The sequence below is a fragment of the Mycolicibacterium houstonense genome (assembly GCF_900078665.2).
GTDB lineage: Bacteria > Actinomycetota > Actinomycetes > Mycobacteriales > Mycobacteriaceae > Mycobacterium > Mycobacterium houstonense.
In genome coordinates, this window is record NZ_LT546210.1 from 1,312 (window position 1) to 21,428 (window position 20,117).

At 65.0% G+C, this 20,117-nt stretch carries 15 protein-coding genes and 1 pseudogene; 8 read left to right on the plus strand and 8 right to left on the minus strand.

What is annotated here, in order from left to right:
* Nucleotides 1-529, plus strand: a 529-nt coding sequence (locus BN4332_RS31680; RefSeq protein ID WP_066904314.1) for a TetR-like C-terminal domain-containing protein, incomplete at its 5' end; no start/stop codon positions are given.
* Between the two features lie 221 nt (nucleotides 530-750).
* Here the strand turns inward: BN4332_RS31680 and BN4332_RS31685 are convergent.
* From BN4332_RS31685 to BN4332_RS33470, 5 genes and pseudogenes are all read right to left on the minus strand, one after another.
* Entirely contained in the window at nucleotides 751-1,164 is a 414-nt protein-coding gene (locus tag BN4332_RS31685; protein ID WP_003891612.1) for a DUF6262 family protein, read from the minus strand.
* Nucleotides 1,161-3,399, minus strand: a pseudogene (locus tag BN4332_RS31690) (tyrosine-type recombinase/integrase). The gene BN4332_RS31685 and the pseudogene BN4332_RS31690 overlap by 4 nt, the downstream one beginning before the upstream one ends.
* On the minus strand, nucleotides 3,386-4,591 hold the full coding sequence (locus BN4332_RS31695) for a tyrosine-type recombinase/integrase (RefSeq protein WP_003891614.1): 1,206 nt from the start codon (nucleotides 4,589-4,591) through the stop codon (nucleotides 3,386-3,388). Before BN4332_RS31695 ends, BN4332_RS31690 begins: the two are co-directional and overlap by 14 nt.
* 82 nt (nucleotides 4,592-4,673) lie before the next feature.
* Nucleotides 4,674-5,930, minus strand: coding sequence for a helix-turn-helix domain-containing protein (locus BN4332_RS31700; RefSeq protein WP_023861397.1), 1,257 nt, complete (start codon nucleotides 5,928-5,930; stop codon nucleotides 4,674-4,676).
* Between the two features lie 64 nt (nucleotides 5,931-5,994).
* A complete protein-coding gene (locus BN4332_RS33470) occupies nucleotides 5,995-6,726 on the minus strand; it encodes a hypothetical protein (RefSeq protein WP_131816137.1) in 732 nt (243 codons plus the stop codon).
* 130 nt (nucleotides 6,727-6,856) lie between these two features.
* On the opposite strand from BN4332_RS33470, the gene BN4332_RS31710 reads away from it, so the two are divergent.
* From BN4332_RS31710 to BN4332_RS31720, 3 genes are all read left to right on the plus strand, one after another.
* A complete protein-coding gene (locus tag BN4332_RS31710; protein ID WP_264077649.1) occupies nucleotides 6,857-8,614 on the plus strand; it encodes a DNA cytosine methyltransferase in 1,758 nt (585 codons plus the stop codon).
* A gap of 86 nt (nucleotides 8,615-8,700) precedes the next feature.
* A complete protein-coding gene (locus tag BN4332_RS31715) occupies nucleotides 8,701-9,186 on the plus strand; it encodes a hypothetical protein (RefSeq protein WP_066904125.1) in 486 nt (161 codons plus the stop codon).
* A gap of 432 nt (nucleotides 9,187-9,618) precedes the next feature.
* A complete protein-coding gene (locus BN4332_RS31720; RefSeq protein ID WP_066904128.1) occupies nucleotides 9,619-9,882 on the plus strand; it encodes a redoxin NrdH in 264 nt (87 codons plus the stop codon).
* Between the two features lie 181 nt (nucleotides 9,883-10,063).
* Here BN4332_RS31720 and BN4332_RS31725 read toward each other — a convergent pair whose 3' ends face one another.
* The gene (locus BN4332_RS31725; RefSeq protein ID WP_160110976.1) at nucleotides 10,064-10,579 is read right to left on the minus strand and encodes a hypothetical protein; all 516 of its coding nucleotides are present in this window, start codon (nucleotides 10,577-10,579) and stop codon (nucleotides 10,064-10,066) included.
* 265 nt (nucleotides 10,580-10,844) lie between these two features.
* Here BN4332_RS31725 and BN4332_RS31730 point away from each other — a divergent pair, with 265 nt between their 5' ends.
* Nucleotides 10,845-11,171 (plus strand): hypothetical protein, encoded by a 327-nt coding sequence (locus tag BN4332_RS31730; protein WP_066904132.1) that lies wholly within the window; start codon nucleotides 10,845-10,847, stop codon nucleotides 11,169-11,171.
* 23 nt (nucleotides 11,172-11,194) lie between these two features.
* Here BN4332_RS31730 and BN4332_RS31735 read toward each other — a convergent pair whose 3' ends face one another.
* The gene (locus tag BN4332_RS31735) at nucleotides 11,195-11,710 is read right to left on the minus strand and encodes a hypothetical protein (protein WP_235654361.1); all 516 of its coding nucleotides are present in this window, start codon (nucleotides 11,708-11,710) and stop codon (nucleotides 11,195-11,197) included.
* A 60-nt stretch (nucleotides 11,711-11,770) separates the two neighbouring features.
* Entirely contained in the window at nucleotides 11,771-12,313 is a 543-nt protein-coding gene (locus BN4332_RS31740; protein WP_066904134.1) for a hypothetical protein, read from the minus strand.
* Between the two features lie 307 nt (nucleotides 12,314-12,620).
* Between BN4332_RS31740 and mobF the strand changes: the two genes are divergently transcribed.
* From mobF to BN4332_RS31750, 3 genes are all read left to right on the plus strand, one after another.
* Nucleotides 12,621-13,649 carry a MobF family relaxase gene (gene mobF / locus BN4332_RS34780; protein WP_268811545.1) on the plus strand — a complete coding sequence of 343 codons (1,029 nt, stop codon included), beginning with the start codon at nucleotides 12,621-12,623 and terminating at the stop codon, nucleotides 13,647-13,649.
* A 40-nt stretch (nucleotides 13,650-13,689) separates the two neighbouring features.
* A complete protein-coding gene (locus tag BN4332_RS31745) occupies nucleotides 13,690-18,525 on the plus strand; it encodes an AAA family ATPase (RefSeq protein WP_338066818.1) in 4,836 nt (1,611 codons plus the stop codon).
* Between the two features lie 88 nt (nucleotides 18,526-18,613).
* Complete coding sequence (locus tag BN4332_RS31750) at nucleotides 18,614-20,032, plus strand: type IV secretory system conjugative DNA transfer family protein (protein ID WP_235654362.1); 1,419 nt, start codon at nucleotides 18,614-18,616, stop codon at nucleotides 20,030-20,032.
* Nucleotides 20,033-20,117 lie beyond the last annotated feature (85 nt).

Sequence of the window (20,117 nt, forward strand, 5' to 3'; positions counted from 1 at the left end):
CCCCACACCCCCCGTCTCCCGCCCTTCCGCCAGTTCACCGCCTTTGTTGGCGCCCCCCTCCGAACGGCTCCTCCCCCAGGTCCCCCCGCCGGCACCGGCCGGCGGGACGGTGCGCGAACGCCTCATCGAACTGCTCACCCGTCAGGCGGCGCTGTTCGCCGACGCCCCGCTACACGTCACCATGCTGGCCTGGCTGTCCCTCGGGCCGACCGCAACCACCGACCACGCCGGCGGTGAACACGCGGCCGGCACGCTGCGCGCACGCGTCGTCGACCAATACCGACAACCCTTCGACGCCATCCTGCAAAGCGCAGAAGCCCGCGCCGAACTCGACGACTTCGACGTGAACCTCGCGTTGTGCCAACTCATCGGGCCGCTCGCCTTCGCCCGCATGACCGGACTGCACACCATGACCCCCCACGACACCACCCGCATCGTCGACGACTTCCTCACCACGCATCAACGCAAAACCACCCCCACCGCACCCACACCGCCCGGCGACAACGGTGTGCCGGTCACCGCCGACTAACGCCGGTCCGCCGCCGGTTCAGCGACCAACCGATCGGCAGACACCGACACGCCCTGGAAAGATCTCCCCACCACAGCCCGCCGGGCCAGGTCTTGTCGATGACCTGGCAATCGGGCCGACGGGCACGGGCGGGCACTCACGAGTTGGCCAGGAGGCCGGGAAGGCCTCCGTCACGGCGGGCCAGGCCGTGACCGCAGCACACCTCGGGGGGCGTACTGGGCTCAGGGGGTCTGTTCGTGCAGGGTGTCGAGTTGGCCGTAGAGCAGCTCGATGGTTGATTGTTGTTCTGCGACGGTGGCTTTGAGTGCGGCGATCTCTTTGTCTTTGGCGGCGAGTTTGTGGCGCAGCGCGGCGTGGATGCTGGTTTCGCGGCCAGTCGATGCCGGTTGTCGGTCGGTATGCCGGCCGCGGTATTGCTCGATGACGGTCACCAGGTCGTCGTGTTTGTAGATGGTTTTGCGGGACACCTTGGCGCGGCGGGACACGGTGGAGAAGTTGATGGTGGCGTTGGTCTTGCGCAGGTGGGCGATCGCCTTCTCGATGTCGCGGCGCTTCTCATCGCTGCGGGCCCGGCGGTATTCGGCCAGCGCATCGAGTGCCTTCTGGGTGGGCGGTGGCGGCTTGGGGCGGCTCATCGCGGCGGGTCCGGGTCGGCCTTGCGCAGCACGGATTCGTGGCTTCCCCGGGTCGCGGTGCGCATGGTGGGTGCCCGGTTGGCGGTACCGGCTCCCGCGACACTGCTCACGCTGCCATCGGTCACGTCGTCGCGGCGGAGCCGGTCGAGGATGGCATCCAGCGAGGCGATTTCGCGGCGACGTTCGTGGATCCACACGTTGTCGTCGGTGAGTTCGCGCCCGGTGCGGGCACGGTACTGCTCGCGGCGGATGTCGATCAGCTTCAGGGTCTTGGCGCGTTGGTCGACCAGTTCGTCGAGGTGGGTGGCGTCGGTGGCGAAATGCCCGCATGACAAGCAGGCGTTGCCCTTGTCGCAGGTGGCCACCGGCGGCAGCAGACATACCCCGTTGGGCAGCACCCGGTCGGTACGGGCCGAGAGTTGGGTCATGTCGTAGATGTCAGACGGGCTGATGGCGATGTCGGTGCCATGAGCGCCGATCTTTTTGTGTCGCAGGAACTCCGCTTCGGCCGTCGCTTGCAGGGTCGCCGCGTAACGCAGGGTCATCGCCGGCGAGGCGTGCCCGAGGTAGCGCTGCACCACATGGATGGGCACCCCGTCGTTGAGCAGTTCGGTGGCGCGGGTGTGGCGCAGCCGGTGGGTCTGGGAGAACCGCAGCGGGTGGCCGGCGGTGTCGGTGAGGCCGTGGATGGTGTCGAGCCGATTGAGGATCCGGCTGTAGGAGTCATAGCTGCGTGGTCGTTGGCCCTGGTGCTGGTAGCGCACCCCGAGGAACAGGTATTTCGGCTCGAAATACGGGTAGCGCGCCCGGATCCAGTCTTGCTGTTCGCTGATCACGTTGACCACGGCCTGCTCGACGAGGATGGTGGGCACCACCCCGTCGACTTTGGTCTGTTGGTAGCGCAGTTTGGCCACGAATCCGTCGGGATCGTCGGTGGCTCCGGCGGGGCGGTCGTGGCCCGGGATCGGTTGCAGTGGACTGTAATCGAGCATCAGAATCTCTGAGGCCCGACGCCCGGTCAACGCTTGCAGCAGCCAGATCCGGGCCGCTTGCGGATCGCCGAGACCGGACACGACCGAGATCGTGGAATCGGGGTGGGTGATGACTACCGGTTTACCCGCGTCGGCGGCCAGCACGTCGAGAGCACAGCATCCGCTGGAGCTCGGCGGTCGAAAACCAGGTCAGCTCCCGGCCGCCGGTAGGGCGTCGGCTGCGAAACGCCGCACCCCACAACCGGGTATGAGTGTCGGTCAACCGGCTCCAGCGAGGATCTCCGGTCGCTGCCGCGGCTTCCTCGGCATGGTCCACCATGAACGTGTAGAACATCTGAACCTTGGACTGGACGACCGCGATCGTCGCCGCCGACAGCGGACGCTCCGGTTTGGCCCGCGCGGCAGGTGATTTGAGGTAGTCGGTGAACTCGGTGAACAACAGCCGCAGCGCCGCCCGGTCGGTGCTGATCACCGGGTCATCGATCCCGCGTTCGGCTAGGAACGGGCCCAAGTGGCGGGTGATGCCGCGGGTGCGGCCGATCACCGACGACCAGCGCAGCAGTTCAGCCGTCAAGCAGGTGCGAAGCCAGAACCGTACCCCGTCGCGCAGCCAGGCCGGTTCGATCCCTCCGAGGCGTGCGACCTGGTCGTGGCAGGGTTCGTGCTCACGTTGCGGGATTCGGGGATCAGCGTCAAGATCCCAGATGTCATGGGCCCACCATGGCCAGTCGGTGCAGCGGACCGACACATACAGGTGCAGGTGCTCGATGAAACTGGTCACGTTGCGCCGAAATCCGGCCGACGGCAGCCGGCCGGTGCGGCGCTCGAACTCGCGCACCCCGTGGCGCACGATGGCCTCGGCGCTCAGATCAGCGATACTGACCGGGTGACGCCGGTGCCGTTGGTGGTAGTCGGTGGCGGCGATGCTCAGTGCGCCGCTGGTCCATTTCAGCAGTGACGGTTCGATCTTGCGGCGTTGTTCGTGTCCGCACAGCCACACCCACCACGCGAGCTCGTCGCAGAACCGTTGCGGCACACCCTGTGGGGTGAAGTCGTGGCCGTCCGGGGTGGGCCGGTAGCGCGGGTTGTGCTGAAAGACCGTATTGGCCGGGGCGGTATCCAGGTGATAGACCAGGGTGCGCCACTGCGCGGGTACCTGTTGCCACTGCTGCGTCCACCGATCCTCGCCGCCACGATGGGTGGGCGCTGTGTGTGCCGGTGCAGGACTGTCATTGGCCGTCACGGTTCACCTTCCACCCGGCGACATAGTTCTTCCATTCGGCCAGCGTGCGCATCTGCGCGTCGGCGGTCACCCAGCCGTAGGTCGACAACGTGGTCTGCACGTCGGCGTGCCCGAGACGGCGCATCACCACGTGCACGTCCACCCCGGCCAGCAACAGCGCGGTGGCGTGGGTGTGGCGCAGCCAGTGCGGCGTCCACTGCTCAGGCAGCACATCGGCGCGGCGGGCGGTGATCAGATCGACCTTGTCGTAGAGGGTTTCCGGGCGCAGCGGGGCGTAGCGCACGCCGCGCACCAGGTTGACGAACACGAAACACGACGCCAGGTCGCCGACCGCGATATCCGCGCCGGCGGCCACCAGCTGCCACACATACTCGGTGTAGAGGGCGACCAGATCGTCGCCGATGTAGATCCGGCGCGGGCCCGATTTCGCGCGCACCCCGTGCGGATGATCATCACGGCCCGCCACCAGTATCGACGGGGTACCACCACCGGCGATATCAAAGTCATGGTGGCGCAACGACAACGCTTCACCGATGCGCATGCCGGTTTCGGCCAGCACCGCGAAAAACAACCGATCACGCAGCCCCGCCCCGCCGCCCGACCATTCACCCGAGACTGTCTGGACACTGCACGCATCCAAGATCGCGTTGACCTGCACGGGCAGCAGCACCGGTGTTTCAGCGCGCTGCAGCCCGCGCAGCCGGTGAATCGGCCCATCGTGTTCGCGTCTCGGGCCGACTCCGGCCAGAAACGGTGCATAGCGGCCCCGCCGGGACGTCCGAGCATGACTGGCGTACAACCGCCGGTAGGGGCGCACCAGGTCATGGGCATCGGCGAAATACCGGTACATCGACAACACCGCCGCGCTGCGCGGCAGCAGCGACGACTCGGCCAATCTCTGCTTTGGTTCACCGATACGGGCCACCCCGGGCAGATCCCCGGTACGCAGATAGGCCAGGAACTGGCCGAACAGACTGGTGGGGAAATCATCCCACGCCGTACCGGTACCTTCCAGCACCGTCCACCACGCCGCCAGCCCATAGGCATAGGCGCGCAACGTGTTCGGCGAGCTCCCTTGGTTACGCAGAAACGTCAGGTACTCGCGCGCCGGGGCCACGGGCAATTTGTCGGCGCCGACCACCGTGTAGGTGGGTGGTCGGTCCACAAAACGCACCCGCTGCACCTGTGCCACCGTCAGTAGCNTGTAGGTGGGTGGTCGGTCCACAAAACGCACCCGCTGCACCTGTGCCACCGTCAGTAGCACCCCACCATATTCACGATGGCCTGCCGTTGCGGAAATCGTCCAACCGGATCACCTGGGAGCCACCGGCAGCGGGTGGGGCCGGGGTGCGGCCATGGCCGACACTGGCCGCGACCGGCCTATGCTCGGCCGCCGGCGCCGGTCGCTGCGTGGCCAAAAACCAATCCAGCACATCAGCGGGATAGATCATCGATTCCCGGGCGCTCAGCATCCGCACCGACGCGCCGCCGTAACAGCGCTCCACCCACTTGCGCAGCAGCCGCGGCCGCTCCGGGACGCGGTCAGCCCACCCCGGTTCCGTCATACCCCACGTATGCCCGGTGGCCGGGTTGATCCGTGAATGCAGCTGGGTGGTCAACATTTTCGCCCGGTCCGGCGCGATCAGCCCCGAATCCCGCAGATGCATGATCAACGACCCCAACGACAGGCCCCACTTGTCTTTGAGCGGACGCAGATTCAACAGCGACAACACCCGCGGCAACTCACCGGCGATAACCCCTGCCGGGGCCAACAACTCGGTCGCGAACCGGTTGGCCTCCAACTCATCGGCGGCACTGACCGAGCAATAGGCGTGACTGTGCAACACCAAATGACCGAGCTCATGGGCGACCGTGAACCGGGTCCGCTCCCACGAGTCGCTATCCCGTAGCACCAACAATGGGCGGTCCCGCAACCGGCCCACCCAACTGGAATACCCCAAATGCCGCTCATCACGAGAGCGCCCACCGGTCGCGGCGAACTCGCTTTCCCAATCACCGGCGACCCGGCGCCGGACAATCACCGGAGCGCCCAGCCGCTCGGCCTCATACATCAAATCATCAAGCGGCTCATCGGGTTCCAGGCCCATCGCCTCACGCAGACGCGCTGCGGCCACCGGAATCGAACTGTGCGCCAACTCATCCGGACTGACCGTCGGAACCTTCACCGGAGGCAGCTTCGATCGGCCGTCGAGCTCACCGAGGAAATCGCCAGCCAACGACGCGAACGTCGCCAAAAACTCCTGCTCACCCACCGTCATCGACTTCGGCGCCCGAAACAACAACTCGTTCGCGCTGATCCGTGTCTGCGGCTCCGAGCTGAAAAACGCTGCAGGAAACCGGAACAACCCCGCCATCCGCGCAACATCGCCGTCGTTGAGCCGCACCGTCGGCGACTTCTCAATCTGGGACTGTCGCGACGTACTCCAGCCTGTGGCCGCCACCACCGACCGCGCCGTCATCCGCCTCAACAACCGGGCCTGCCGGACCCGTGCACCAAAAACCTCAATCATCGTGCGCTCAATTCAACGTCACCGGGTTGGGAAACCCACATGCACCCAACACTGTGCACGACGGCTACGACGATTTCGGCGGACCGCCCTCCTCGTCCTGCTCGCGGGCGGCGTCCTCGTCGACGTCGACGAAGTCGTCGTCGCGGCGCCGAGTCCCCAACGACCCATCCCGACCGACCTCGCCGAGACCAACGTTGAACGAGCGGTCCTCCATGATCGGCGGGGGCAACGGCGTCCGGCCGTACAAAACCTCCACATTGTCGAGCAGCAGCCCCGCCGCCAGCACCGCACCACCGAAAAACCCGCGACCGTCCGGCCACCACAACAGATATTCCCGATACGCCTGGGGTTCGGCGATACCCTCCTGCCCGCCGATCGGGTGACCCAACACCTCCTCGAGGCTGTACTGCTCCCCACCCGGCACAAACGGCACAGTGTCGATCAGCTGACCAGTCCGCCGGTTTCGCGGATGCTTGCGCACATAAATCCGTGAGCCCTTCTCGTCGACAAGAAGAACCCCCATCCCGTTGCCCGCCTTGACTTTTAGAGTCGAGTTGGGAGTCTGCCGCCGCAACCGCGACATCAGAAACGTTTCCAAAACCGAGCACGACACCGTGATCGGTCGGACATGGCTGCCCTGATCGATAAAACGATCCGGGACTTCCGGATGTCGCGCAGCCAGATCGCCGTGCGCCTCGCCCAAAACCTGCGCGTGCTGGCGAACGAGTTCCTCCACGAGCCGCTGAGGATCGTCGTGTAGCTCCATGGGGTAAACATTTACCCCGGTTTCCCACACTCCACGTCGCGCCACGCCGCCGGCAGTCGGCGAAATTTTGGCTGCCCATGACCTAATAGGTTACATGTGTGCGCAGGTTAAATAGCAGTTCAACACACCTTTATGACCACATTTGAGAATTTAACCCCTGATAAGAGCAGGGGCCGGGGGTTCGTCTCAGGGCATGCACGCCGTACCGCACGTGCGGGTCACCAAGGCCGCCAACCATTGGGATAAGGCGATCGAGTCGCACGCGGCCAACTTCCCCGATACCGACCACTACCTCGGGGACATCCGCGAGGCCCCCGTGGCGAAATGGCCCGTCGCGGACATCTTCTGGGCATCGCCCGAATGCCCGCAATGGTCAACCGCACGAGGCAAGAAGCGCGACTTCGACGCGACGATGCAGGGCGACCTGTTCGACACGCCGCGCGACGAAGAGGCGGATCGATCACGAGCGCTCATGGAAGAAGTCCCGATGTACCTGCGCGGCGTCATCGAGCGCGGAGGCCGGGTGCGCGCCGGGGTCGTCGAGAACGTCGTCGAAGTCCGGGCATGGGACCAATGGGACCGCTGGATCGGCGAGATCCGCAGCCTCGGTTACCGCACCCGCGTTATTGCCATCAACTCCATGCACGCCCAACCCGGCCGCACACTGGCTGCCCCGCAGTCACGCGACCGCCTCTACGTCGCCTACTGGGACAAAGCCCTGCGGCGCGAACCCAACTGGGACAAATGGCTTCGGCCCCGCGCATTCTGCGACACCTGCCAAGAATGGATCGACGCGATCCAGGTCTTCAAGAAGCCGGGCACCGACATGGGACGGTATCGCAGTCAATACGTGTACCGCTGCCCGAGAGTGTCCTGCCGTAACGCTATTGTCGAACCGCCAGCCATGCCTGCAGCCGAGGCGATCGACTGGTCACTGCCCGGCGAACGCCTGGGCGACAAACCGCTACGCGAGTTCAAGGACAAGACCACCGGTGAGGTCGTCCTTAGCCCCTTGGCGCCCAAGACCATCGCACGGATCCAGGCCGGGATCGATCGCTACTGGGGCCCCTCGTCGGTCGAGTCCTCCAGTGGTCTGGTCGTCCCCATCGAGGGCCGTGACGGCAAAGCCGCCGCACCGATCGAGGCCCCGTTGCGAACCGCTACCACCCGCAACGAAACGGCACTGGTAGTCCCCTGCGGCGGAACCTGGCGAGACGCCGCCACGACCGCCGACGTACCGATGGCCACCCGCACCACCCGCGAGTGCGACGCCCTCGCCTTCCGCCCCTTCGTCACCCAGTTCCGCGACCGCACACGCCATCTGGACCCCGCCACCGAGCCCCTCAACACCATCGTGGCGGACGGTGCCAACCACGCCCTGGTGCAGTCCACCGCCTTCATTACCGAATTGCGCGGAGGTTCCAGCGACGCCCGGTCGGTCAACGCTCCTCTGGCGACGATCACCGCATCGGGCAACCACCACGGCCTGATCACCAGCTACTACGGCAACGGGGGAACCCGAAGTGTCGCCGAAGCAATGGCCACGGTCACCACGACCGACCGACATGCACTGCTCATGCGCAACAACGGAGTTCGAGGCGGCCACCCCGCTCGCCACACCACCCCCATCGGCGAGCCGGTCCGCACTATCACCACCTCCGGGCACCAATCCCTGCTTTCGGTGGAAGCGTTTCCCGTCGACCTCGACGATGTGCTGTTTCGGATGCTCGAACCCCACGAGATCGGCCGAGCAATGGCCTTCGCCGGCAACTACGTGGTCCTCGGCAACAAGCGCCAGCGAGTCCGCCAGTACGGCAACGCCGTCACTCCCCCAGTCGCCGAGATCATCGTCTCAGCACTCGTCGAAGCAATCACCGGCGAGGACATCGAACGCTGGCCTCTCAATCTCGCTGCATAACTTCGCTCAGCCCCAGCCCCCACCGAGGACCGCCACAGCACAACGTGGCGGGACCTCCTCCAACAACGTCTACCGAGAGAGGCACCGTGTCCGAACAGCTCAACATCGACTTCGACCCCGACGCAACAGCCGCCCGAATCGCCGCCGAGAACGAACGAGACGCCGCCTACACAGACCTGGTCATCGAACTCGTCGTCACCGAAGCCGATGCCCGCGAGCACGATCTCTGGCTCACTCCTACCGACGGCGGCCGCCTCACCGTCTTGGTGTGCCCCGCCTGCGGTCAGTACGAAGCCAACGAATTCCTGATCAGCAACAACCACGGTCTCAGCCGGGAATACCTGTCCAAACGCGATGACGGCGCATGGGTGACGACGGGCCGCGAGTACGGCAGACAATGGTGCGTCGCCCTCGACCTCACCAGCCGCCACCTGGCCGGCGACTCCCACCTCAGCGATAGCCAGATGCAAATGCTGTCCAGGCTCCAACCCGAGGTCCGCGAAAGACTCGATCGCGAGGTCGCCGAGGTGCGGCAGCGCATTGCGGCTCGACAGACGCTCCCATATCGCTGAAGGCCAGCTCCGCTGGCCGCTCAATGCAAGGAGCAGTCTTGTCGGGTCAGACAGTTTTGCACCACGGAATACGGACTATCACCCGATTGCTGTACCACTCTTGTAATTGTTATATCAGTCGAGCAGCGCAGGAACGCAGCGAGGTTTATGGAAGTAGACCTCGCCGTGTCATCAGGAACGTGGGGAATGAGGGACATTGCATCGAATCACACGTATTTAGAGCGAATTTGCTCGATCGCCTCGACCGGAAAGAGCCTGCGGCAACGCCGTGGGAATGTGCCCTTGCTCTGGTCCTAGACTCCTAGTGACCATTTCTAAAATGGCTGTATGTTTCATTAATAAAGTTAGCTATAAGCATTGTAAAAATGGCTTGAGTGCCCTAACATATATGTATAGGTGAATGGCGAATCTGTTTCAGGTGAGGAGTTGAAAATGTCCGTAATCGTGTACACCAAGCCCGCGTGCGTGCAGTGCAATGCCACCTACAAGGCGTTGGAAAAGCAAGGCGTCGCATTCGAGAAGGTCGACATCACCCTCGACGGGGAGGCCCGTGATTATGTGATGTCTCTCGGCTACTTGCAGGCGCCGGTTGTGGTGGCGGGCGACGAGCACTGGTCGGGTTTCCGGCCTGATCGGATCAAGGCGCTCAGCAAATCAGTTGCCGCTGCATCGGATGCAGCGGCGCTCCCGGCGTGAACGCGCGACCGGCCGCGGTGCCGGCATCAACACATCTCGCCCGAAAGGAACTGAGAAGGCGATGAGAACCCTCGGCCGCATGCCGCAACTACCCGATGTCTACCCCCAAGACTCCAGCGCCGCGTTGCGCTGGCCAGATGGAACCCTCTGGGTCCCCGTCTTGAAGCGCAGTGGTGGCGGCCTACTCGGTCGAATCACTCGGCGCGACCGACACCGCTACATCGCCGCGATGGAGAGCCAGCTCGTCGCACTCGACCGGGCTATTCGCCACCATCGTGACGACCTGAGAAGTGCGCCAACGCAGCAACCGGAAAACGGCACGCACACCCGGCATGTCTCGGCCTGAGCCGCCCTGCAAGTAAAGCGCAATCAGCTTGGAATGAGTTCGGAGATCGCCATGCATCAGCTCACTATCGCTACGCCTCGCGAGGGTGCCGCCACCAGCGACCACGCCGACGCCCATGAGGCACTGATCGCCCTCGGCCGATTCGTCGACCAGTCGGACTGCATGCTGCAGACCATTCAAAGCCATCCCGACTTCAGTAGCTGGGATGTGCTCGCGCTCCATGACGATCGTCGGCACGCCGTCGCCACGATCGAACCAATACGCCGTGCAGAGCCCCTTGCCAATGCGTACCCGGCCGAGGCGGAACGCGATGCATAAACTCACCATCAACGCTGCGACAGGACCCTTCATCAGTCGCCACAACAACTTCGCGCGAGCACGACGAGCGCTGCTCGTCCATGCCCGAGTCAGCGATGTATACCTGCACCCCCTGCGATGCCAAGTAGACCCTGGAGTGGCGACGTTCGAACTTGTCAGCTTCGACGCAACAGGACGGTGTCCACGTGTCACGGGGACCGCTCACATCGAACCGGCACCTCGACTCGATCGTTCGCACCTTGAATCTATCGGCGGAGCCACCTCCGCAGAGTCACCCACGAGAGGAACATGATCACCGATGACCACCTTCAACCGGCCCTGCGTTCTCCAACTGGCAGTCGCTCTGTTGGTCCCCCAGCACGACGACGAGTACTACCGCCGTATCCGCCAAACTGCCGAGGCCAACGGAGTCACGGCCGCGCAACTCGACCGCGCGGCGTTCGTCGTGGACGGGGTGCGCAAGGGCGGCACCGATATCGACGAGTGGATCCGCCAGGAGTACATCGTTGACGGTTGGCTGCACGGATATGTGCCGCTCGATGCTTCGCCCACCGACGCACAGTGGTCGACGTATCACCTTGCGCAACTGGCCGAGGATCACTACCGCCGCCAACCGTCAGTCTGAATCCCGATCTCCGCCTCCTGCGTTTAGAACAGGCGCGGATGAACGCCCAACAGTGCCTCGCGTACCGCTTCGGCATTCCAGCCGTCGCGCACCGCGTCCCGAAGGGCAACAGACCGTTCCCGACGCGCCTCGCGGCCCAGGCCGCGAATCGACGGCCGGCCGCCGCCGCGTCGGCCCCGTCCCATCCGCAGCATGTTCTCTGATTGCGTGCCCGCGACGACATGTTGGCGTACCGATTCCGGCGGACTAATCTTCACGCAAATCGGGTTGTCGCAATCGTGCAAAGCGAACACGTCCGCGCTCAGCGGCCGGCCCGTCGACATGGCCAGCGCATAGCGATTGGGACGCACGCAGAATCCCGTGCCCGATCGTGTGATGAAGAACCTGCCGTAGCCGTCTGCGCCAATGGCGCCCACCCAGATGCTGCAGTCATCCAGCCCAGGCCCGGCAACGACGTAACTGCGAAACCGCGCGCACTCCACCTGGTGAACCAGAGGGTCCACCCAGAGCGCGTGCGCCAGGTGCTGCAGCCCATCCACGAGCCGTACGTTACCGATCTGCCCAGACACGTCGCGGCCCGCGAATCTGCGTGCCCGCGTTCATCGTCCACTTCCCAACATCGATCCCACGCTCGCGGACTGTTCTCGCTGCGCCGACGCCTCAACCGAAACACTCCGCCCGGCGACCGAATCGGCGTCGCGGCCTCGGTCACCTAGTGCTTGCGGATCCTCCGGTGACGCGGCCCGCGTCTCACCAGAACCTAGTGCCTGCGAACCGCGCTCGGCGGCGTCTCGAACGCTCGGAGTCTGGGCGGCCAGTTTGAGATAGCTGCGGACCAACTTTTCCGAGACATCCCCGAGTGCAGCGATGTCTTTGATGGTTTCCCCGCGCGCCTTCAGGCGGGCCAGCGCCTTGGCGCCTTCCACGCGTTGTTCGTGGCGCCGCTGCTCAGCCTCACCTCGTACCTGAGCAAGGTGCTCGGCTTCCCAGCCGTCCACGGCCTGGAGCTTCTGCTCAGCGAGCAGGAACGCGACCATGTCTTCGCGGTTGTCCGATTCCCTTTTCAGCCGTTCCTGCTGGGCTCTGGTCTGCGCTTCGCGGACCTTGCGACGTACGTCGCTACGAGACTCGATCTTGGCCATAGTGCGGACCGTACGGCGGCGCTGTGGGCCGAGTCCAACAGTAGCCCCACATTCGCGCTGATCGAATTTTCTTTCCCTCCACATCGATTGAGCGCTACACGCTCTGCGCTTGTTTGATCCAGTCGCACCCTCAGCGCTGCCGTCCTATCGCGATTCACCGCATTTCGAAGCCACCCAGCGCCCCCGCCGGCATCCAGCCGCCCGCCAGCCAAAAGCCACACACCTCTTGCACTCAGGATCACAGTTCGATAACGATCCCAGGGCTACTGTTGGATTTGACGTGCGTCAAGTTTCTAACGTGCGGCTCATGACGGCCACGCTGCACAAACTCACCGCCGGTGATGGCTACCTGTATCTGATCCGCCAGGTCGCTGCGCACGACACCACCGAGCGCGGACGCAACACCCTCTCCGATTACTACTCGGCCAAAGGTGAATCCCCCGGCCGCTGGGTTGGCAAGGGGTTGGCATCACTGTCGGATACCGGGGTACGTGGCGTATCCCAACAGGTCAAAGACGAGGTCTGGACGGTACCCGAAGGGTCCGAGGTCACCGAGGAACAGATGGCAGCACTGTTCGGGGAAGGGTTGCACCCCAACGCCGTTGACATCGCCAACCATCAGGTAGGTCGAGGCGCACCTGCCCACGTCGCGATCAAGGCGGCTCATCTGGGCCGGCCATTCACCGTGCGCAGCGGGGCGACCGAGTTTCAAAAGGCACTCGCGGTCGCCTACCGCGAGTACAACGCCGAGCACGGCAAGCGATGGAACGCACCCATCCCTGACGAGGACCGTGCCCGACTGCGCACCACCATCGCGCGTGAACAATTCAGCGAGGAATACGACCGCGAGCCCGCCGATGACCGCGAGCTTTCCGGCTTCATCGCGCGCAACTCACGGCTACCTACCACCGCCGTCGCCGGCTACGACATCACGTTCTCACCGGTGAAATCGGTGTCGACGCTGTGGGCCATCGCCCCCCTGGATGTGTCGGCCGCGATCGAAGAGTGCCACGACGCCGCGGTGACAGATTCGTTGGCGTTCATCCAACAAAACGCCGCGTTCACCCGCATCGGTGCCGGCGGTGTTGCCCAAGTGGATACGACAGGCCTCATCGGAACAGCCTTCACACACCGCGATTCGCGCGCGGGTGACCCGGATCTGCACACACACGTGGCGATTTCGAACAAGGTCGCCTACATCGACGCACACGGCGTGCAGCGTTGGCTGGCGCTGGACGGACAACCCCTGCACCGCATGATGGTGAGCGCTTCTGAGCTCTACAACACCCGACTCGAGGCGCATTTGGAGGAGCGCCTCGGGCTGCGATTTCGCTGAGGTCACACCCCCCGGCCGCAACAAGCGACCGATCCGCGAGATTGTCGGCGTCAGCACCGAATTGATGGCGCGCTGGTCGTCGCGACGTCAAGCGATCGAAGCACGCACCGCCGAGCTGTCCAAGCAGTTCCAAGTCGACCACGGCCGCGAGCCCACCAACATCGAGGCAATCGCGCTGGCACAGCAGGCCACACTCGAATCGCGCGAGGCCAAACACGAGCCACGGTCGTTGGCCGAACAACGCCAAACGTGGCGGGTCGAAGCCATCGAAGTACTCGGCAGTCAACGCGCCGTGACCCGAATGATCGGGCAGTCACTGTCAGCGGCCCGACGACGCCGCCGCGCCGCGGTGACACCGGATTGGGTCACCAACCAGGCGCACAAAGCCATCGCTGTCGTCTCGGAATCACGAGCGACCTGGCAGCGCCACCACGTCCTAGCCGAAGCGCAACGCATTGTGCGTGCCACCGGCCATGCCAGCTCGGTCGATCTGGCCGAAAAGATCACCGCCGCAGCGCTCGACGAGCCGATCTCGCTGCCACTGGCGCGCATCAACGATGGCGACCGAGACGAACCAGCGGCGCTGCGCCGCCGTGACGGCACCAGCATCTACACCCGCGACGGCGCCAAGCTCTACACCTCGGCTGCCGTGGTGGCCGCCGAGCGGCGCATCCTGCACACCGCCACTCTCACCGACGGTCGTATCGTCACCGACCAGGATGTCGAGTTTGCGCTGGCCGACTCCGCCGCGCGTGGCAAGAAACTCAACCCCGGGCAGGTCACGCTGGTGACTGAAATGGCCACCAGTGGCCGGCGACTGGCGCTTGCCCTGGCCCCGGCCGGTGCAGGAAAGACCACTGCGATGGCTGCCCTGTCGCAGGCATGGCGCTCATCGGGCGGGCGCGTGATCGGTCTGGCGCCGACCGCGGCCGCCGCAATCGAACTCGGCAACGATCTGGGCGCGTCGACCGACACCCTCGACAAGTACATCAACCTCATCGACAACCCGTCCAACTCGATTGTGCCGCAGTGGTTCGACCAGGTCGATGAATCGACACTGCTCATCATCGACGAGGCCGGAAAAGCCGGGACACTACAACTGGACACCGTCATCGCTCACGCGATCGCCAAGGGCGCCAGCGTGCGGCTGGTCGGAGATGACGGACAGATCGCCTCGATCTCGGCAGGCGGTGTACTGCGCGACATCGCCGCCGAAACCGATGCCCTCACGCTGTCGCAGCTGGTGCGCTTCGTTGCCCCCGAAGAGGGCGCAGCCTCACTCGCGCTACGCACGGGCGATCCCGCTGGCATCGGCTTCTACATCGACCACCAACGGGTGCATGTCGGTGCCGACGAAACCGCCGCCGAGATGGCTTTCACCGCATGGTTGACCGACACCCGCGCCGGGCGCGACAGCCTGCTGCTGGCCCCCACCAACCCCATAGTCGATGACCTCAACGCCCGCGCTCGTACCGCCCGGCTCTCGGCCGCGTTCGCCGACAACCCGCGCTACCGCATCGGCCGCGAAACCATCCTGTCCGACCAACTAGCCGCTTCTGCCGGTGACATCATCCGCACTCGCGAGAACGCCCGCTGGCTGCGCCTGAGTACCACCGACTACGTCCGCAACGGCTACCGCTACGAGATTGTCGAAGTCCACCCTGACGGATCGCTCGACGTGCGCCACCTCGGCACCGACCGCACTTTGACCCTGCCCGCCGACTACGTCACCGAGCACGTCACCCTCGGCTACGCCACCACCATCGACTCCGCCCAAGGACTGACCGCCGGCTACAGCTGCCACGTCGTGGGCGCCGAACACATCACCCGCCAATTGCTCTACGTCGCGCTCACCCGCGGCCGTGAACAAAACCACGTGTATCTGTCGACGGCAGAACATGATCCGCACCGCGTCCTATCTCCCAAGGCAACTCACCCCGACACCGCTGTCGATGTGCTCACCAAGATCCTGGCCCGCGACGGAGCCCAAATCTCGGCCACCACCGCAGAGCGCGTGGCAGCCGATCCATTTGCTCGCCTCGCCGCAGCCGCCGAGATGTATCAAGACGCCGTCGGCACCGCCGCCGAGATTTACGCCGGCCCCCAGGTGATGGCCGTCATCGACGAGCAGGCCGAGACCGTTCATGCCGGCCTGACCGAACAGGCCGCCTGGCCCACGCTGCGCAAACACCTGGCCATCATCGCCGCCAGCGGCGGCGACCCGATCCAGCAACTCACCGCCGCCGCGAGCAAACGCGAACTCGGCTCCGCGTTCGACGTCGCCGCGGTGCTCGACTGGCGCCTCGATGAAACGGGCCGGCATAGCGCCGGAACCGGACCGCTGGCCTGGCTATCAGCCGTACCCAACTCGCTCCGCCGCCTACCCGAATGGGGCGAATACCTCAGCGCACGAGCCACACTCGCCACCGAGCTTGCCGACCAGATCCGCACAACGGCGCGGGCATGGACACCGGCCACCGCCCCGCAATGGGCACGGCCCCTCATCGACGCCGATCCCGTACTGGTTGCCGAGATCGCCGTCTTCCGAGCGGCCTTCCGGGTCGCACCCGAAGACAGCCGACTCCTCGGCGCCGACCAGTACGCCGTCCGCGCCCGCAAGGTTCAACGCGACCTGCAGCAAGCCGCCACCCACGTCATCGGCGCTCGTGTTCCAGCCACCCACCAGTTCGCCGAACTCATTGACTCCATCGATCCGCGTCTGCGTGCCGACAGCTACTGGCCCCAACTGGCCAATCACCTCGCTGAAGCCGCACCCAGCCGCCCCGACCTGGCCACACTCGTTCGTCAGACTGCCGCAGATCGGCCCCTTCCCGACGAGCTGCCCGCCGCCGCCCTCTGGTGGCGGCTATCAGGCAAGCTCAGCCATACCGCGACCCTGGAAACCCCAGACGCGCACCTGCGCCCAGCCTGGATCAGCCATCTCCGCAGCGTCTTTGGCTCCGCCGTCTCCGAAACCATCAGCACCGACCCCGCGTGGCCGGCACTGGTGGCAGCGGTTGAGGCCGCCGACCCCGGCACCTGGACTCCGCGCGACCTGCTCGAGCTTGCCGCCGAACACCTCGCCGACGCTCATGACCATGACCAGACCATCGCGCCCTACCAGTACGCCCGACTCATCACGCACACCGTCGACATGGTCACCTCCGGGGACCCGACCCAGCACACCCATCTTGACGCGCCGCTGCCCGAGCATGCGCCGCTGTCGCCCGAGGAGGAAGAAGAACTTCTCGCCGCGGACCCGTACCACCACTCCTACGAGGTCGACGCCAACCCTGTCCCGGTCGAACTCAACGACGCCTACCACGACGTTGCGGCATTCGACGTCGAGCATCTCGACGCCGCTCCGCCGGCGTCGGACCCCGAACCGGCAGGCGACGCAGAAGAGCTCGGCAGCTTGCGCTTTGAGGATCTCTCACCGCGGCGCGTACCGCCTCCCCTGCTGCCAGCAGCACTGCTCGACATTGCCCAGTTGCGCAGCCAACTGCAGCAGGAATTGACCAACTACGAATCGCTGGCCAGACGAGCCGCGACATTAGACGGCCCACACCTTGACGCCGCCATGCCACGCATCCTCGAAATGCGGGCGGCCGCCGATGCGGACCTTCCGTACTTCCACGCCGTTCAAGAAGTCATCGACCAGTGGGCTGATGCCGACGCCGCATACGACGCCGCCCGCGCCCAAGTCCAATGGGCACAGGAACAACTCGACAGTCTGCGAGCCCAGCCCGATGCCGATCCGCTCGACATTGCCCCCGCACAAGCCGATCTAGACCTTCGCCGCATGACCCTGCCCAGCGTGTCCCCCGCCGAGAGGTTCTACCCCGCACTCACTGCCGCAAAGGAAGCGCGCGCCGCCGCCGCCGGCGGAGCGGACAATATCGTCACCCACGCTGACGCTGACAAAGTCATCGCCGCTGCCACTGAAGCCGACCGATACGACCAGCTCGCCCTCCGGCGCCGCTGCATCGACCTGCGACGTGACCTCGACCGGGCCGAGCTCGCCGCAGCCGCGGCCTACGCTGCGGCCGATCATCGCCCCGCCGAGCACGTTTTGGCCCAGCAGAGCCAACTCGATATCGAACTGCGCCTTCTGACGGTCGCCGGACACCGCAGCGGCCAACCCGTCCTGCGGCTGGCTGAGCCAACCCCCGACACCCCCGAACATGCGGCGATCGCCAACCTGGCGCGGATGCCATTCACCGTCAGCGTGGTCTCAGCTGCTCCCAGCGACGAACTCATCGCCGCATTCGAAGCCATGCACACTGCCGCTGAGACCGCCGGGCGCCGCCTGTACTGGTGCGCACCCGGTGAAACCCCAGACGACCGCACCACACTCAGGCACGACGGGGCTGACTCCCTCGGCCATCTCCACGAACGCCTGACCATCGGCACCTGGCACGCAGACGCCGGCGACATCCTCATCGTCGACAACACCGCTGCCGCCGACCCCGCCAAGCTCGCCGATATCGCCGAACACGCGAACCAACAGCAGGCACGCCTCATCCTGCTCGACACCACCGCGCCGACGTGGCCACCCCAACCCAGTGCCGCAGTCCTGCAACTGCTTCGCACAGATCTGCCCTGGACCATTACCGCCGGTCAAGGTCCAGCCGGCAGTGAGAAGCTCAGCCCGGCCACATCCAACGCGCCAGACCTGCAACCCGTGCTCGCCCAAGCCGAACGACTCAATCCCACAATGCTGACCGACGGGCTCGCGGCGGCGTTAACCAAACGCACCGACATGCGCCGCCTTCATCGACGAGCATTCGACGCCTTCCAGGCAAGCTCCTGGATGCGCGCCCGGACGCAGAGCCAGGAACGCAGTCGTGAGCACGGACACGACATCGACCCCTGATCGGTGACAGAGTCCTCAACCGCGGATCGGGCGTTACTGCTGGACATTGAGTTTGGAGACTGACCATCATCGCGATATGCCAGTCTTGGTGCCCGGCGGCCAGCAACGCGACAAACACAGGCCCTACACGCCCTACAGCGGCCTGCTCTACACCGACGACGGACGGCCATACATGGCCGAAAGCGCCCCACACCTGCTCATCTCGGCGCCGACGCGAACAGGCAAGACGCGCAGGCTGCTGTCTTGCGCGGCCGTCGTACACCCCGGCCCCGCTGTCTGTGTGTCCAGCAAACCCGACTTGGCAGAACTGGTTATGCAGCGTCGATTCAGCGGGCCGGTCGGAGTGATCGACCTTCGACCGACGAAAGCTGTTGTCTGGCCGCAAAATGTACGCCAACTCGTCACGGACCCCACAGGAGCCATCACCAGTGGCGATGACGCCCTCACGGTGGCTGAGACAATGCTGGCTACCTCCGGTGTGGGCTTCGGTGGGGCTGCCAGCGGCCAAAGCGTCGCTGCTGGTGGACTCTGGGAAATTAGTGCTGCCCCACCATTGGCGTGCTTGCTCTACGCCGCCAGCCCTCTGGGCAACAGCCAAGGTATGCCATGGGTGCTACGAGCCGTCGGAACGCGCGGTGACGACGAGGACGATGAAGCCCACGCCGGCGAAGTCGATTACCCCTCGTGGGCGACGGCATACTCGCTGTGCGAACATGCCGATCTGCGCGAACCACTCATGGAACTGATGACCATGGACAGCCGCCTGCGTGACAGCGTGACAATCACCATGAAAAAGGCCACCACACCGTGGGTTCGGCTCGGACTGATGAACAAGAACAGTGACCCCTTCAGCGTGGCTGACCAGATCAGCATCGAATCGTTCGACGTCTCCATGCTCGATGATCCCCATGCCACCCTGTTCGTCATCGCGCCCAACAGCGGCACGGTAGCCGGCGCCGCGGTGGCACTGATCGACTCCATCGTGCAGTACTTCCGCAAGAAAACCGACCAGCACCAGTTAACGCACCGTCTACTCCTTGAGCTTGACGAGGTGTGCAACAGCTGCCCGCTGCCCTCACTACTGAACTACGTCGGCGAATCGGCTGGCCTCGGCGTCAACATCATGGCAACCGTGCAGTCGACCAGCCACTTCGACGTGGTGTTCGGCCCGAAATACGCTGACGCACTGCGAGATATGTTCCCCGGCACGCTCATCATGTACGGCTCACACGAGCGGCACTTCCTCGAACAGGCCTCCGATTGGTTGGGTCTGGCGACCCGGCGCACCGAATCCTACGAACCAACGAGCGGAAGCCGAGGACAATCCTCAGTCTTCGGAGCCCAGATCGACTGGCAGGACTTTCTGCCCCAGAACCGCGAAGAAGCACACCTGCTCGCTCGCGGTGAGCCGGGACAGCGAGTGCACATCCCCGACTGGGAAGACTTCCTGCAGATCTGGGACCGCGTGGTCGAAGAACGTGTCAAACGCACCCGACGCCGAGCGTGAGGCCCCTGCCCTCCACCGGGCCGGGCATGGTTCCATAGGTTGCCGCCACCGAGGGTGATGTCCGTGGTCCGGCGGCGGCAGCACT

Bases quoted from the DNA above. Each gene is read 5' to 3' on its own strand.
- mobF (WP_268811545.1), top strand. From the start codon at position 12,621: ATGACGGCCACGCTGCACAAACTCACCGCCGGTGATGGCTACCTGTAT.
- BN4332_RS31720 (WP_066904128.1), top strand. From the start codon at position 9,619: ATGTCCGTAATCGTGTACACCAAGCCCGCGTGCGTGCAGTGCAATGCC.
- BN4332_RS31700 (WP_023861397.1), bottom strand. From the start codon at position 5,930: ATGATTGAGGTTTTTGGTGCACGGGTCCGGCAGGCCCGGTTGTTGAGG.
- BN4332_RS31740 (WP_066904134.1), bottom strand. From the start codon at position 12,313: ATGGCCAAGATCGAGTCTCGTAGCGACGTACGTCGCAAGGTCCGCGAA.
- BN4332_RS31725 (WP_160110976.1), bottom strand. From the start codon at position 10,579: ATGAAGGGTCCTGTCGCAGCGTTGATGGTGAGTTTATGCATCGCGTTC.
- BN4332_RS31730 (WP_066904132.1), top strand. From the start codon at position 10,845: ATGACCACCTTCAACCGGCCCTGCGTTCTCCAACTGGCAGTCGCTCTG.
- BN4332_RS31685 (WP_003891612.1), bottom strand. From the start codon at position 1,164: ATGAGCCGCCCCAAGCCGCCACCGCCCACCCAGAAGGCACTCGATGCG.